General features: G+C 61.1%; 13 protein-coding genes. 7 read left to right on the top strand and 6 right to left on the bottom strand.

What is annotated here, in order from left to right:
• Positions 1–101 precede the first annotated feature (101 nt).
• Together ACVIN2_RS17950 and ku are read right to left on the bottom strand one after the other, a co-directional pair.
• Positions 102–308 carry a hypothetical protein gene (locus ACVIN2_RS17950; protein ID WP_456766552.1) on the bottom strand — a complete coding sequence of 69 codons (207 nt, stop codon included), beginning with the start codon at positions 306–308 and terminating at the stop codon, positions 102–104.
• Positions 309–328: 20 nt separating this feature from the next.
• The gene (gene ku / locus ACVIN2_RS17945) at positions 329–1,258 is read right to left on the bottom strand and encodes a non-homologous end joining protein Ku (protein WP_456766551.1); all 930 of its coding nucleotides are present in this window, start codon (positions 1,256–1,258) and stop codon (positions 329–331) included.
• A 235-nt stretch (positions 1,259–1,493) separates the two neighbouring features.
• On the opposite strand from ku, the gene ACVIN2_RS17940 reads away from it, so the two are divergent.
• Together ACVIN2_RS17940 and ACVIN2_RS17935 are read left to right on the top strand one after the other, a co-directional pair.
• Complete coding sequence (locus ACVIN2_RS17940) at positions 1,494–1,736, top strand: hypothetical protein (protein ID WP_456766550.1); 243 nt, start codon at positions 1,494–1,496, stop codon at positions 1,734–1,736.
• Positions 1,737–2,572: 836 nt separating this feature from the next.
• Positions 2,573–3,469, top strand: coding sequence for a 3'-5' exonuclease (locus tag ACVIN2_RS17935; RefSeq protein ID WP_456766549.1), 897 nt, complete (start codon positions 2,573–2,575; stop codon positions 3,467–3,469).
• 34 nt (positions 3,470–3,503) lie between these two features.
• Here the strand turns inward: ACVIN2_RS17935 and ACVIN2_RS17930 are convergent, their stop codons facing one another.
• Complete coding sequence (locus ACVIN2_RS17930) at positions 3,504–3,689, bottom strand: DUF3606 domain-containing protein (protein ID WP_456766548.1); 186 nt, start codon at positions 3,687–3,689, stop codon at positions 3,504–3,506.
• Between the two features lie 315 nt (positions 3,690–4,004).
• Between ACVIN2_RS17930 and ACVIN2_RS17925 the strand changes: the two genes are divergently transcribed.
• The 3 genes from ACVIN2_RS17925 to ACVIN2_RS17915 all read left to right on the top strand — a co-directional run bounded on the left by ACVIN2_RS17925 (position 4,005) and on the right by ACVIN2_RS17915 (position 7,703).
• Positions 4,005–6,275, top strand: a complete 2,271-nt coding sequence (locus ACVIN2_RS17925) for a TonB-dependent receptor domain-containing protein (RefSeq protein ID WP_456766547.1) — start codon at positions 4,005–4,007, stop codon at positions 6,273–6,275.
• Positions 6,272–7,069 carry a DUF4198 domain-containing protein gene (locus tag ACVIN2_RS17920; protein WP_456766546.1) on the top strand — a complete coding sequence of 266 codons (798 nt, stop codon included), beginning with the start codon at positions 6,272–6,274 and terminating at the stop codon, positions 7,067–7,069. Before ACVIN2_RS17925 ends, ACVIN2_RS17920 begins: the two co-directional genes overlap by 4 nt.
• 196 nt (positions 7,070–7,265) lie before the next feature.
• Positions 7,266–7,703, top strand: coding sequence for an EamA family transporter (locus tag ACVIN2_RS17915; protein ID WP_456766545.1), 438 nt, complete (start codon positions 7,266–7,268; stop codon positions 7,701–7,703).
• 113 nt (positions 7,704–7,816) lie between these two features.
• On the opposite strand, the gene ACVIN2_RS17910 is transcribed toward ACVIN2_RS17915, so the two are convergent.
• The gene (locus tag ACVIN2_RS17910) at positions 7,817–9,058 is read right to left on the bottom strand and encodes a FecR family protein (RefSeq protein ID WP_456766544.1); all 1,242 of its coding nucleotides are present in this window, start codon (positions 9,056–9,058) and stop codon (positions 7,817–7,819) included.
• Between the two features lie 153 nt (positions 9,059–9,211).
• On the opposite strand from ACVIN2_RS17910, the gene ACVIN2_RS17905 reads away from it, so the two are divergent.
• On the top strand, positions 9,212–10,975 hold the full coding sequence (locus tag ACVIN2_RS17905; protein ID WP_456769749.1) for a ShlB/FhaC/HecB family hemolysin secretion/activation protein: 1,764 nt from the start codon (positions 9,212–9,214) through the stop codon (positions 10,973–10,975).
• A gap of 281 nt (positions 10,976–11,256) precedes the next feature.
• On the top strand, positions 11,257–12,087 hold the full coding sequence (locus ACVIN2_RS17900; RefSeq protein WP_456766543.1) for a COG4705 family protein: 831 nt from the start codon (positions 11,257–11,259) through the stop codon (positions 12,085–12,087).
• 640 nt (positions 12,088–12,727) lie between these two features.
• Here the strand turns inward: ACVIN2_RS17900 and ACVIN2_RS17895 are convergent.
• Both ACVIN2_RS17895 and ACVIN2_RS17890 read right to left on the bottom strand, forming a co-directional pair.
• On the bottom strand, positions 12,728–13,081 hold the full coding sequence (locus ACVIN2_RS17895) for a phospholipase effector Tle1 domain-containing protein (protein ID WP_456766542.1): 354 nt from the start codon (positions 13,079–13,081) through the stop codon (positions 12,728–12,730).
• 267 nt (positions 13,082–13,348) lie between these two features.
• The gene (locus ACVIN2_RS17890) at positions 13,349–14,539 is read right to left on the bottom strand and encodes a cytochrome P450 (protein ID WP_456766541.1); all 1,191 of its coding nucleotides are present in this window, start codon (positions 14,537–14,539) and stop codon (positions 13,349–13,351) included.
• Positions 14,540–14,806: the final 267 nt, after the last annotated feature.

Raw genomic sequence — 14,806 nt, 5'->3', positions numbered from 1 at the left:
CGAAACCGCGGCGGATCGGCGGGGGTTCCCGCCTCCTTCGGGGGTGCAGACGCCCGCAAGATCGCGAGAAGACACTACCAGCCGGCCGGCATCGCTCTCGTTCACCGACGGCGGCTAAACCACATTCCGAGCACGAAGGCGACGGCCAGCGATTGAAGCGGCGCCTCAACGGTGGCCTTGCGGAGTTGATCCGCCCAACCGGCGGCGGCGTCTTGAATCGATCGCGGCCGGCGCGCTTCTGCGGCCGGCTCCTGCTCGTTCACCAGCCCGGAGGCTTCCGTCATCGCCGAGGCTTCCTTGATATCCATGCCGCTCTCCTAATCTTGGGTCAGGCGGACCTTCGCTGCGGCTTGCCCGCGGGCTTCTTTGCCGCTGCTTCCTTCGCCGGCTTCTTGCCCGCGATCGGCATTAGCATTTCCTTCTGGCCGGCCGCAGCCTTCTTCGCCTTCTTGGCCGGCTTCTTCGAAGACTTGCTCTCCGTCGCCGCGCCGCCGACGCTTTTGCGCAACGCGTCCATCAGATCGACGACGTTCTCGCCTTTCGGCCGATCCTTCGGCACGATCGGTTTGCCGGCGCGCTTCTGGTTGATGAGCTCGACCAGCGCCGTTTCGTACTGGTCCTCGAACTTGTCGGGGTCGAAATTGCCGGCCTTCTGCTCGACGATGTGCCGGGCCAGGTCCAGCATGTCTTTGGTGACTTTGACGTCCTGGATTTCGTCGAAATATTCCTTGGGATCGCGCACTTCGTAAGGGTAGCGCAGCAGCGTACCCATCAGCCCCTTGTCCAGCGGCTCGAGCGCGATGATGTGCTCGCGGCTCGTCAGCACCAGGCGCCCGATCGCGACCTTGTCCATCTCGCGGATCGTCTCCCGGATCACCGCGAAGGCATCGTGCCCGACCTTGCCGTCGGGACGCAGGTAATAGGGGCGGATCAGGTAGCGCGGATCGATGTCGGTCTTGTCGACGAACTCGTCGATCTCGATGGTCCGGGTGGATTCCAGGGCGACGTTCTCGAGCTCCTCCTTCGTCACCTCGATGAAGGTGTCGGTATCGACCTTGTAGCCCTTCACGATGTCCTCGTTGGGGACCTCGTCGCCGGTGTCGGCGTCGACCTTGAGGTACTTGATGCGATGACCGGTCGCCCGGTTCAGCTGGTTGAAGCTGATCTTCTCGGACTCTGAGGTGGCAGGGTACAGCGCCACCGGGCAGGTGACGAGCGAGAGCCTCAGAAAGCCTTTCCAATTGGCGCGGGGGGCCATGATACGCGGAACTCCGTTGAGGTGGCTCCGATTCAAGACGACTGCGGGTGCTTGGTTCCGACACGGCACGCCCGGTCCACAGCCTCATCTTTTTGATCGTGCGAGGGCAAAGTCCGCGAATGGTCACGTCGAGCCGATATAGCCGCTAGACGAGTGGAGGGCTACCTGACCTGAGAGCTGGCTCACACTTGGCGAGACCGCTGGGGCTATGCTGCCGCCTTCTCGGAGGAGACCGATGATGGCCGCACTGGTGAAGGTGCTCTCGCGCTCGACGGGCATACAGGTCGAGGCCGAGGATCTGAAAATCATCCTGATCTTTTGCGGACTCGGGCTTTTGCTTTTGCTTGCGGCCGCTATGACTACGGCCTCAACATCGCAGCTGATCTATTCTAGGGACGCGCCGCTCACTTTGCCGGCGGGCCTCAGCGGGCTGTCCGCCCACCTGCGGGGATCGTGTCCTCGCAGTTGGTGCGGATGAGCGCTCCCGTCCGGGACCGGTCCGTTCGAGCGTGAATAGTAATTTTCTCCGTAATCGCCGCAGGCTCCCATCTCTCCGTGTTGATGAAGGCGAGAGCGGTACGCTGAATGAGATTGGGCAAGACGGCTAAGCGTCTGAAGCGGTCCGCTGCGCGCGGCAGGTCAGCTAGGGCCTATGACAGGGGCCTATCTGCTCGCTTCGCGATCAACTCCGCCCGGGCCGATGCCGAGTCGGCCCGTGCAAGCCGGAGAAGTGCGCGTTGTTCTCTCAAAGCGGAGAGAAGCGCGCGGGCCTCATCGCGCAACCTGCTACTGTCCTCCCGCGCGATCTGCAATTTGGCAAGTAGCGAATCTTCCATTCCGGCATTGGGGGCAAGCTGGCTGGTTCCCGCATTTAGCTAGTTTAAAAAAACGGCGCCGTCGGCCCCTCAGGCCACTATCGGAGTGACCCCCGCGTGAAATAGATCATGGCACCCGCAACGCCCAAGAGTAGAGCCGAACCGCCGCAGAGAAGCAGAATGGCCATTGGCGGAATCCTTGTCCTTGGCCCGCAAAACTTCGCCGGCTGACGCGAGTTCCTAATCTCTCGTCCGTCCCCTTTGGAAGAGCTCGCTGGGCTGCACTCCGTGCGGGTCACAAGCCGCCGAACGCCGCGGCGCAGGCAGAATAAAGCCGGTCGCCCCCGCACGCCACACGCACCTGGGACGTGACAACCTCAACGCGGCTCAATTGAAGTCGGCACGCCTGAAAACGCCGTGAATTCCCTGTTTCCCGGTACCTCGTGAAGCCATCCTGTGTCACACCGGTCCGCGAACACAGCGCTGCATTGGGGAATCGATGCTTCAGGACACTACCGATCTGGCCGCGATGGCCGATACTTTGGCCAGGTCACCGGACTACCGCGTGCTGCGCCGCCTGGTGCCGCGGCCGACGTCGATGCCGGCGTCAGGGCGGGAAACCCGGACCGGCATCCTGCTCGACACCGAGACGACCGGCCTCGATCACGCCATGGACGAGATCATTGAGCTCGGCATGGTCAAGTTCGAATACACCCCGGATGGTCGCATCGTCGGCGTCCGCGACACGTTCTCCGCCTTCAACGAGCCGTCGGAGCCCATCTCGGCCGAGATCACCGGGCTGACCTGCATCACCAACGATATGGTCGCTGGTCACAGATTCGATGATGCCGCCGTGACCGCCTTCGTGGAAGGTGCCGCCATCGTTATCGCCCACAACAGCGGCTTCGACAGAAAATTCGCCGAACGCTACTGGCCCGTGCTTGAGCACAAGGCTTGGGGCTGCAGCATGAGTCAGATCGACTGGCGCCACCACGGCTTCGCCGGCGCGCAACTCGGCTACCTGCTGCACGGAGCCGGATATTTCCACCAGGCCCACAGGGCCGTAGACGACTGCCACGCTTTGCTGGAGATCCTGGACTTCACGCTCCCGACGACCGGCGCGCCGGCGCTCGCGGTCCTGCTCGATAGGGCACGCCGGAAGACGGTCCGTATCTGGGCCGAGCAGTCGCCGTTCGAGCTAAAGGATTCGCTGAAGAAGCGCGGGTACCGATGGAACGACGGCAGCGACGGTCGGCCGAAGTCCTGGCACATCGATGTCTGCGAGACCGCGCTCGATGACGAGCTCACGTTCCTGCGGACCGAAATCTACCTGCGGGACGTCGAGCCGCGAAAGCAGACGATGACCGCCTTCACCCGCTTCTCCTGCCGGATCTGAGACGGCAGCACCAGAAGAAGCCGCCGGCTGCACATCAGCGCCCGAGACGCTTCTCGACCCGCTTACGGGAATTGCCGACTTTCTTGACCGCCTTCTTGACGGCGGGCGCCGACCGTCCGGTCTTCTTCGCCTCATAACCGACTTCGTACTTCTGTCCGCCGGCGACGCGCGCCCGGTCCTGCTTGCGTCCACGCGCGGTCTTCTTCGCTGCCTTCGCCATGTTCGGCTCCTCACTTTTGGTCAAGGGCAACGTCGCAAGGATTCGCCGGTTCCGGAAACGAATTCCGGCCCTCGGCAGATTCCGAGAGTAGTTGTGTTGGGTTCGTTGAGTATGTTTCAGCGCGACGTGCCTGGCGAGACCCAGCATGTCCTTGGTCACCTGGATCTCTCGAAACACCCTTGTCAGAGTCAAACCGGACGGCGATCCGCTTTGGAGTTCTTGGCCGCTTTGATCCCTGCGGAAAAGAGTCCAGAGTATGACGATCGACCTTCTTCCTCATACTTTGATATGCTAGTTCCTAGACAAGGTCATACTATGAGGTTCGGCTTCAGCCCTGAACGTTATCAGTGCAGGCGGATCAGTTTGCGTAAAGCTGCTTGGCGCATCACCTTAGCCGGCATCGCGTTGACGGGCCTTTTGGCTGAAGGTCCAGTCTGCGCGCAGACGGGGCCAGCGGCGGGCTCACTGCCGCCGGTCACCGTCTCCGCACCGAAAGCGGTACCCAAGCGTACGCGGCGAGCCCAGACTTCGGCACCGAGCAGTGCGCGTCCTTTCCTGCAATCTTTAGTCTCTCAGCCATCTTCGCAGCCATCAGGACCGCTCCTGTCGGCGGGCGACGGCGGCACGCCAGGGCGGGGCGACTTGTCGAGCGCGGTGACTGCGCTGCCGGCGGCCACGACCGTGGTGGACGGGCCCGCGATCAGTCGGCTTGCAGTAGCCACCTACGGCGACCTGTTCCGCCCTCTTCCCGGCTTCAACGTCTCCAACTACGGCCAGGGCGGCATCGGCTACGGCCTGTCGCTACGCGGCTACACCGATGCCGAGCATGGCCGCGACATCGCCTATCACATCGACGGTGTTCCGCTCAACGAGGTCTCCTCGCTGCATACGCCGAACTATGCCGACCTCAATGTTTTATTCCCCGAGACGATCAAGAGCATCGAGATCGTGCGTGGGCCGTTCTCGGTCGAATACGGCGACTCCAACATGGGCGGCTCGGTCAACATCACCACCAAGCAGACGGAGCCATTTGCGACGGTGGGAGTTTCCGGCGGCACTCAGGGCACCGCCCGTGGCCTAGCCACCTACAGTACGACACAGGGTGCGTGGCTGCCTTATGTCGCGCTGGAGGGTTATCACACCGACGGTTATCGCGATAACAGCTTCATCGATCGCTACAATTCGTTCAACAAGGTCACGACGACTTTGCCTGACGGCGCGATTATCTCGTTCCGCGCGCAGGCCTATGGTACCGAATACGGTTCACCCGGATATGCCAGCCGAGAGGCCATTTCTGCAGGGATCGTTTCCGAGCGCTCGGCAACAAATCCCACCGACGGCGGCAATAAGCAGCTTGAGAACTTCGTCACGAACTACGTTTCCGGCGCTCAGGATCAGGAGCTGAAAGGCGCGCTGTTCGTCAGTCACCAGTTCTCGAACCGCTTCGCCGATTTCGGCGGCGGACAGCGGGTGCAGCACGAGGACCGCACCATGGTCGGTGGCCGTGTCAGCAAGGTCTGGAGCGGCGCCATAGCAGACGACATCCCGGTTCAAATATTGCTGGGCAGTAATTGGCGCACCGACTTCGTCGAGGCCTTCCAGGCGCCGACCATCGCACGTGCTGTGTCGGGTCCCGTCGCCGTCAACGTCGGATTGACCGAGACGAATGTCGCGGGGTTCGGTCAGGTCCAGATCAAGCCGCTCCCCTGGCTGAAGTTCACCGCGGGCGGACGCTACGACCAATTCTACTACGATATCGATGACCGGATCGCATCCGGTGGCACGCCCAACATTTCGAACGGCATAGCCAGCCCCAAGGTTGGCGTCGCCATCACGCCGATGAGATGGTTCGAATTGTTCGCCAATTACGGCGAGGGCTTCCGCAGCATCGACGCGCCAGCCGAGCTCATCGGCAACCCCGGCATTCAGCCGTTCAAGGTGGTCAGCCGCGAAGGCGGCGTTCAATTCACCATCGACCGCTTCAAGCTATTCGCCAGCTACTGGACGACAGATTCGGCCAACGAGGCATTTCAGCCGGCTCCCGGCTTGCCGGTTACGTTTCTCGGCAAGGCCCAGCGTAGCGGATACGACGTCGACGCCCGCTGGCTCGTGGTCAGAGACCCGGTCAACGAGGTGTCCCTGTTCGCCAACTTCGTCGGGATATCGGCGCGGCTCGTCGATGCAGCTCCCTCGTACTTCGTCCCGAACGTGCCGGACTACGTTGCCAATATCGGCGTCGACTTCAACTTGGCGACGGGCAATGCGCAAACGCTATCCGGCTCGGCCTACGTCATCTTCGTGGGCAAGAAGAACCTGACGCAGGATGGGCTCATCACGACCTCGCCGTACTCGCGCGTAACCGGGAAGCTTGCTTATTCATGGCCCGAAGGCTGGACAGCGTTCACGCAGGCTACCTGGTATCCGGGCGAGCGTGTGAGCGAAATCGCAATCAACTTCGGCGATCCGGTGGGGGCAAAAACTTCCGATATCTTCGTGAGCGCGCAGCCGACACTGGCCGTGCTGGCGGGTGTGACATATCGCTTCCCGACCGCCATGGCGGCCGCCCCAAAGCTGGTGACTAAATGATCGATTCCCGTCTCGTTAGATCCCTGCCGCTCGCGACGGCCCTGCTGCTCGGCTCCCTCGGTCCGTCGCCGGCGCACGATGTCTGGCTCACGCTGTCCGGACCGGCGAGCGCTCGCCGTGCCGTCGTCAATTACGGTCATCCCGACGACCGTCCTCCCGCGTTCGCAGACAAGGTCGTGGACATCTTTGCGATCACGCAGAAAGGGCGCAGCTCGCTTCTGGACGGTCTCGCGGCCGCATCGGAAAACGGCGTCCAGATCGCAAGAACAAAGCCGTTCCTCGATGACGGCCATACGCTGCTTGCAGCCCGCTACGACAACGGCTTCTGGGTCAAGACGACCGGAGGCGTCTACCGGAATGCCACGCGGCGCTTAGTGCCGGACGCGGCCGAAAGCTTCTGGTCCGGTAAGTTCGCCAAGGCGATCACGGGTGCCGACGCACCTTGGCAGGCGTTGCTTGGACATGACCTCGAGCTTGTGCCGCTATCCGACCCGGCCAAAGCGAAGCCGGGTGAGCCACTCAGGATCAAGGTACTGTTTCGCGGCAAGCCGTTGTCAGATGCGGAAGTCGAACGAAGCGACGGCAAAACCCCCGTCGCGGAGAAAGACATACCCAAATTCAAGACTGACGCCGATGGGGTAGCGGCAATTCTCATTGCCAAGTCCGGCCCCCATCTGCTGGTGCTAGATCATCGCGCGGCCCCATCGGCTGCGTCGGATCAATCGACAGCCGACCTTTACAATGCAACGCTCTGGTTCGATGTGGGGACCAAATACGGCCACGTCTCCCAATGAAAGCTACACTTGCGACTCGCCGGGAGCTCGCGGATCCGCTGGCATCTCTGATTGTCAGGGAACTTTGGCGCTTTGAAGGAGCCAATGCGGAACCACGAGATACGAAATCACTCCGAGTTCTTCGCGGCGAGGGAACGGACGTGGTGGCTTGGATGAGGCGCTGCAGGGATCAGAAGCTAACCACAGGATCAGGATCATGAAGAACGTTGTGCTGTCTTGGACATTTTGGGCTCTGCTTTCTGCAGCATTCGCCGCCCTCACAGCAGTTTTTGCCAAGATCGGTATCGAGAATGTAAATTCTGATTTCGCGACGTTCATTCGGACAATCGTCATCTTGATGACTGCAGCACTGATCGTCGTCGCTACTGGCAACTGGCAGCAACCTACTACTGTATCAGCCAAGACCTGGATTTTCTTGGTGCTGTCCGGACTAGCAACCGGGGCGTCCTGGATTTGCTATTTTCGCGCGCTGAAGATTGGGGACGCCGCCCGTGTCGCGCCTATCGACAAGCTTAGTGTCGTGTTCGTTGCGGTCTTTGCAGTACTCTTCCTTGGTGAAAAGCTATCGGTCCTCAATTGGCTGGGGATTATCCTGATAGCGACTGGAGCGGTACTCGTCGCATATAGTGGGTAGCCGAATGACTGCAGCTGACTCCGCCGCAGTGAGGCCGCTAAAAAACCTGGGCCGCAACAAACTCGCTCTCGCAGAGAGGATGACGGGCGGGTTCTTCGAGGTCATCCCCGGCCTCAGTGTTTGCCATGGCCGTGACCATTGCCGTGACCGTTGCTGTCATTTCCTCCACTGTTGCCGTTGCCGTTGCCGTTGTTGCCCTTGCCGTTCCCGGTTGCGCTCTTGCCGTCCTTGCGGTCCTTGCCGTCCTTCCCATCATTGCCTTTCCCATTCCCCTTATTGTCCTCAGAGTTTCCTCTGGTAGAACCATCACTGGACGCGCCTGCGGTCGTAACGGCTGCCGGCGTGCTCGCAGCTGACGTGCTCGTGCTTGCGACAGCCCCGCTGCTTGTCGTGCCTGCGGCCTGCCCAGCGCTATTGGATGTAGTCGAGCTGGTTTTGCCCTCATTCCAGACCGTTTCGATCCGGGATTGAGGCGCACCTCTCACCGTGCCGAGCGCTTCCCCTCCTCGCGCCAGCCCGTGCGTGGCCTTGTGGACGTTCAACTTGACCTCGCCGAGCGGATTCGAGATGCGCACGACGCCAGCCTTGGGCACGTGACCGCTGGCCGCCTGTTGCGATTGCTTGAGTGCGCCGGCGGCCTTGGTGCCCTTGTCGGTCGGACCGAGCGCGTGGACCGCATGGCCATTCGCGGCGTCGCGCGGGGCCGACAGGCCTGATTTCGGCACCGGGATCCGCTCGATCGTCGCGGCGCGCGGCTTGCCGTGCTCGATCGGATTGAACGTTCCGGAGCCGCTCAGAGAGACGCCGGGCTTGCCATGCTCGAAGACGGTGGCGGCCTGCCCCGGCAGGATCTGGGCGATCTGCCCGGTCTTGAAGTCGGAGACCTCGACCTGCCCGCGAAGCACGCCCACCTTGGTGCTGCCCGCATTCACGGTGACGCTGAACTGGGTGCCCTTGACCACGGCCGCGAGATAGGGCGTCTCGACCTCGAAATGTTTGACGTTGCGCTTCTCGACCTCAAGCAGAATCGAGCCCGCCTGCTGGATGATGGTGGTCGAGAGACCGTCCCTTTTTTCCGTCGGCAAGCCGACCACCGAGTTGGGAGAGATCAGGATCGTTTCCTCGCCGCGCACGAGCAGCACACGGCCATTACGTCCCGTGCGAATGGTGTCGCCGGGCTTGAGTGCCTCCTGCTGGTTCAACGACACCTGCTCCGCACCGCTGGTGGCGACCCAGACCTCGCCGGTGGCCTTGCCGACAGACCAGACACCATCGTCCGCGGCGGATGCGCCGGAAGCCCTTCCCAGGATCAGCGCAGCCGCGAAGGCGCACCGCATTCCAATTTTGCTCAGCATGGCGGTCCTCAGTCCACGATAGTCAGTCCTGAGGGGTATCCAAAATTACTCAACATAGACTTAGCGAGAAGCAGAGCAGCAACATCGCGTTAACGATCCATTGACCATAAAAAGTTACGAAAAATCATGCCAATAACGCACTCTCACCAGCTCATGGGCAGTTCTCCGTCAAACTACGGGAAAGGGCTCATTGCGTGCCAATGGCATCTATTTGCCGCGCTGATGTTGATGACCCCAATTTTCACCGGAGTCTCGCAGGCGCTCGCGCAGCAGGCGAACCAGCCAGGTTTCGATCCGCGCCAACCCGAGAAATACTTCGAAAACCAAGCGGAGCAGGAATCGCTGCACCGTCCAACACTGGCCGCCCCCAAGGTCGGCGCGCCCAACACCGGCGGCGATACCAAGCCTCAGTTCGTGCTGCGCGGCATCAACGTCAGCGGAGCCCGGGCCGTTTCCCCCGATCGTATCGCCGCGGTCTACCAGCCTTATGTTGGCAAGAAGGTTTCGCAGGCGGATCTCGGTGCGATCGCCGGCGCGATCAGCGATCTCTACCGCGCCGATGGTTTTCACTTGAGCCGTGCGATCGTGCCGCCGCAGGACATTGCCGACGGCCTGCTTCAGATCCAGGTGATCGAAGGCGCCATCGTCCAGGCCGAGCTGAAAGGCGACGGCGCCGAGCATTTCGGCGTGAGACCGATGCTTGGGCCGGTTCTGGCCGAGCAACCGTCGCGCCTGGCAACGCTGGAACGCCAGCTTTTTCTCGTCAACGGCAGACCTGGCGTCCGGGTCACCGATACCGCACTGGAGGAGATCGGCGACGCAACCGGCCGCTTCCGCCTCGTCGTCTATTTGAAGACCTGGCACGTCTTCTCGTCGTTCGGTCTGGACAATCTCGGCTCATCATCAGTTGGTCCGTGGCAGACCTACGCGACCGGCGCGTTCAACTCCTATCTCACGCCCGGCGACACGCTGGCGGTCAACCTGTCGACCATCGCCAACGACCCCCGCCAGCTCGGCTTCGCACGGCTGTCCTACGACGCACCAGTCGGTGTCGACGGCGTGCGTCTCGGCGGGTCGGTACTGTACAGCGCGGTCAGACCGGGCGATGCCCGCCGCCTTGACAGCGACATCACCACGACCGAGGCGTTCGAGCTGCGTGGGAGCATCGTCCCATTGCAGTCGCAATCCTCCTCGCTGACCCTGACCGCGGCGACGACCTTCAGCAACGTGTCCGAGCATGACCGTTACGGCCCTTGGTACAACGACCACATCAGGACCGCGAGCCTGACCGCCGACTACCGGCTTCAGGATCATTTCGGCGGCACCAATTTCGCGACGCTGACCTACCGCCAGGGTCTCGACATCTTCGGTGCCTCGCATTTAGACGACGACCTGTTGTCGCGCGATGGCGCCTCATCGAACTTCTCGGTGCTGAACCTCTGGTTCACGCGCTACCAGGCGCTCAATGACGTCTGGTCGCTCAAGCTCTCCGCTGCAAGCCAGACGGCGTCACGGCCGCTGTTCACCTCGCAGCAATTCTATCTCGGTGGCGCTGCCTTCGGGCGCGGCTATGGCGCAGCAGAGATCAGCGGGGACAACGGTCTTGCCGGCTCTCTCGAACTGCGCTTCGACCAGAAACTCAACTACCGCTACTGGACCGGCTACCAGCTCTATGCCTTCGGTGACGCGGGCGCAGTCTGGAACGACGGTTACCGCCTGAGCGACGGCCTCTCCTTGACCTCGGCCGGAGCTGGCGTGCGGTTCTTCCTGCCTGACGATTTCCAGGCCGATCTCGGCTTGGCCGTCCCCCTGAGCTACCGTGCGCCCGACAACGAGCGCCGCAGCCCGCGCTTTCTGTTTACCCTGTCAAGCGCGTTGCGGCTCTGCTCCGAGCGCGGCAAGGGCGGCTGTCTGTAAAAGCGCACGTTCAACCTTCACATCCTATGCCTCCTCCGCTTGCCCCTCACGAGGGCCGCTCCTGGCCCGTTCGAGACGTGCCCGTCCGGTCTGACCGCGTCCGCTTATCGGGTTAGACCCGGATGTCATCGGCTCACGGCCAAAGCGGCGCAACTGACCCAAACCGGCCCGCTCCAGCGGTCCACCGGGCTTGGCTTTTGCGCGGCAACTTTTCAGGTACTTGCAGCGTTTCGTTTGCTGGCCGTCCAGGCCGGCGAAGTGGGTATGCAGGAGTACGTTAAATGAGGTTTCAGAGCGCAAACGACCTTCAGAGCGCCGATGACATTCTCAGCAAAGTACCTGCCGTCACGCTCGGCTTCTGGGTCATCAAAATCCTTGCCACCACCCTCGGAGAGACTGGTGGCGACGCGGTAACTATGAGCTGGCTTCACGCAGATCAGAATGCCCAGAACGGCGGATATCTGATCGGAACTGCAATCTTTCTGGCGATTTTCGTTGCCGCAGTGATTGCTCAGATTTCGACGACGAAGTTCAATCCTTGGGTCTACTGGCTCGCCATTGTTGCTTCCACCACCGTGGGTACCGCGCTCGCCGATTTCTTTGATCGCTCATTGGGGATTGGCTATGTGGGAGGCTCATCCATCTTGCTTGCAAGTGTGCTTTGCTCCCTTGGTGCGTGGTACGTGACTTTGGGCTCAGTGAATGTGGACACGGTAACATCCCCAAGGACCGAACTATTCTATTGGATCACGATTACCTTTTCACAAACCTTGGGTACCGCTCTCGGAGACTGGATCGCTGACGACACCGGACTGGGATACGATGGAGGCGCTCTACTGTTTGGTGCGGGACTTGTGGTGCTTGCGGCGCTGTACTACTGGACCAAGGTATCGCGGGTGTTTCTGTTCTGGGCGGCCTTCATCCTCACGCGTCCTCTGGGGGCAACTGTTGGAGATTTTCTAGACAAGCCAGTTGGCCATGGCGGGCTCGCCCTTAGTCGTCCTCTAGCTTCCGTGGTCATTCTCGCTGCAATTGTCTTGCTCGTCGCTATCCTGCCGCAGCGGCCAGGGCGGCATTCGGTCGATTGGGCTTCGCAGCCATGGACCGAGTAGTCCCATGGATCCGAAAGGTCGCCGCTGGTCCGGAGCTGTCTGTGAGGGCAGCCCGCTTCGTCCAAGGCATCAACGATCCTGCGGATCTTTGAACTGCACGTTCGCTGTCCGCTAGAGCCCGATAGGTCCGTTCCCTTGCTTCTAATGATAGCGGGTAAATGGGTCTTTGTCGAAAGAACCTTCCGGTACTGCTCAGCCAAGCTCAAGGTATTCTTCCGGCGACATCACGACCTCCCGCTATTCCTAGCGCACAGTCGGGTCTGAGGTTTCAAACCTGATCTGTCGGGTCTCACCTGACGTATTAGGGATATGAATCGCGAACGCGAAAAAGAAGCAGTCAAAGAGAAATTGGCGCGCTGGCAGCTTGCGCGAGAGTTCGCCACAGGACCAACGGCTTAGATGATACACGACCTTGAAGCAGATCTTCGCGAACAACTCCGAGCCCTGGAGGACAACGAGTAGGGTCGCCCTCTCTTGGTTCGAAAGCATACGTCCGCTCGTGCCCCATCTGCGACCTCGGAGGCGATCCGCTGTTGGGCAGATGTTGACGGCAAATCGGACGTCAGACGGCAAGGTGCTGAATGCGTATACGCCTCAGTTACACGCCGGGCGGCGCCGCCGCACTGCTTGGAGAGCAGGTTCAATGCCGCACGATTGGCGCCTCGCGAAGCGCATTGACGCCGATCCGCTTAGCCCGGGAAAAACCGAAGATGAATATGTCGTCGCCGTCGTTGTAAATCTCGACCAGCCATTGATAGGTTCGAGGAATATGTCGTCGATCCCAACGCCGAACATCCCGCCGCGCACTTTGCTGCCGACCTGTGTTCCAAGGCCGGCGTTGTAGTAGATCGACTGTCGACCTGATCCGCCCCAACGGGAGCGGCAAGTGTGCGGAGCCGCCAGACGTTCGTGTTGTCTTGGTCGTATTCCAGGTGCCATCGACGAAGAGTGCTATCCGCTTCTTAGGCTGTTCGCTTGCCAATTCGCCGGTCATTCTCAATCCTTCTGGTGAGTAATGGCGGCGATGTTACTTGTGGTTGTGAGGATTGGCGAGCGCAGTGCGCTCCCGGCGCTGGCTCCTCAACAGAAAGAACCGGAGCTACCGACCTTGCCCGTCCTGGACTTCATGCCCCTAGCGGTCCCGTGAGTTAGTTCGGGAGCTTGCCCGGGAGCCTTCTATCTCTCTCGGACAAAACCGGCGAAGTGTCCAACAAGAGCTTCGTCGGCTTTATCTGTGTCGAATGCGGCTGGCGGTAGGAGGCTACTGCAGCAGAATCGGCAGATTGAGCGGCCCGCGGAAACCGAATCCGTGCCAACGCACGCTCACTGGATCAGGCAAGGTCATTTTTGGAAAGCGCTCGAACAGCAGCGGTAGGAGGATGTCCCCCACAGTTCGCCGCGAGAGGTGCGCGCCCGCGCAATGATGCGGGCCATTCCCAAATGCCTGGTGAGGGTTGGGTTCGCGAAGGGCGTTATAGTTCTCACCGTCCCGGAAGACGTCCTCGTCCCGGTTTGCAGAGGCCTGGATTGTCATAACGGTGTCGCCCTTCGGGATGAAGCAGCCCCGAATCTCAGTGTCCTCCATTACAAGCCGTGAACTGGCCTGGATCGGCGCCACCCATCTGATTCCTTCCTCGAAGGCTGCGCGCCATTTGCCCCCGGCGCGGACCGCCTCGAGCTGATCGGGGTTGGTCAAAAGGCCGTAGAGGACCGTCAGCAGGGCGTCACGCGGCTCGTTGATGCCGCCGCCGATCGCGATTTTCACGTTGGCAATCATCTGGCTTTCCGGAATCGGATTCTTTGCATTCACCATGAAGGAGAGGGCAGAGGAGTCCGGCTCGGCTCGCACCCGTTCAGCGTTGGCCCGGATGCATCTATCCATCTCCGCGTTGGCGATGTCGGTTGCTTGGAAAGGCCCGGGCGTCCAGCCGAAATTGCCGGCACCGTCGATCAGCATCTGCGACCACCGCTGCATGTCCTCATCGCTCGCATCCGGAACGCCCATCGCATGCGCCAGAATCCGTGCAGCAAGGGGCCCCGCGAGCGCCGGAAACAGATCGACAACCTCGCCGCGCGGCAAACGGTCGAGATACGCTTCCGCGAGGTCCGCATATAGCGCTGCCCAGACAGATTCGATTGTCTTCGGCATCAAGGCGGGCATCATAGCCATGCGTTCGCTCCGGTGCTCCTCGTGGTCCTTCCGCATCAGCGTATGCGCAAGAAAGGCGCGCTTCATGGGCGTGTTCGGATCATTGGAGCTGAACAAGGTTGGATTGTCTTTGACGTACTTAGTGTCAGCGGCCTTGGTGAGAAACGTGCGCCCCACTGATTTGACCCGCAACACGGGCGCTTGGCGCCTCAAGCGCTTGTAGATTGGATAGGGATCGCGAACGAGGTCCGCGATTGTGATCGTCTCGTCCAGGGGGCTCGATCGGTCTGTCACGTAGGTCATCCGTCGTCCACTCCCTACTATGAGTCGAGGCAGGCAAGCGCCATCGGCTAAACTATCATCAGTGCGGATTCGTTCACGGCCAACGGCAATCGATAGGCTTTTCTATCGAAAAAGGCCCGAGGCGCTGAGGCGATTTCAAAAGGTGTGAGAGGCACCTATCAAGCTGTGACACTGAGCTTCTTCCGCTAAAGGAGCGCTTCGGCGAACGGATGTCTGCGCACACTGCGAGACCGCGTCTGGACGCCTGGATTCGTCCTGTTTGCAATG

The organism is Bradyrhizobium sp. USDA 3650 (assembly GCF_054057395.1).
This window is presented reverse-complemented; position numbering and strand designations above follow the sequence as displayed.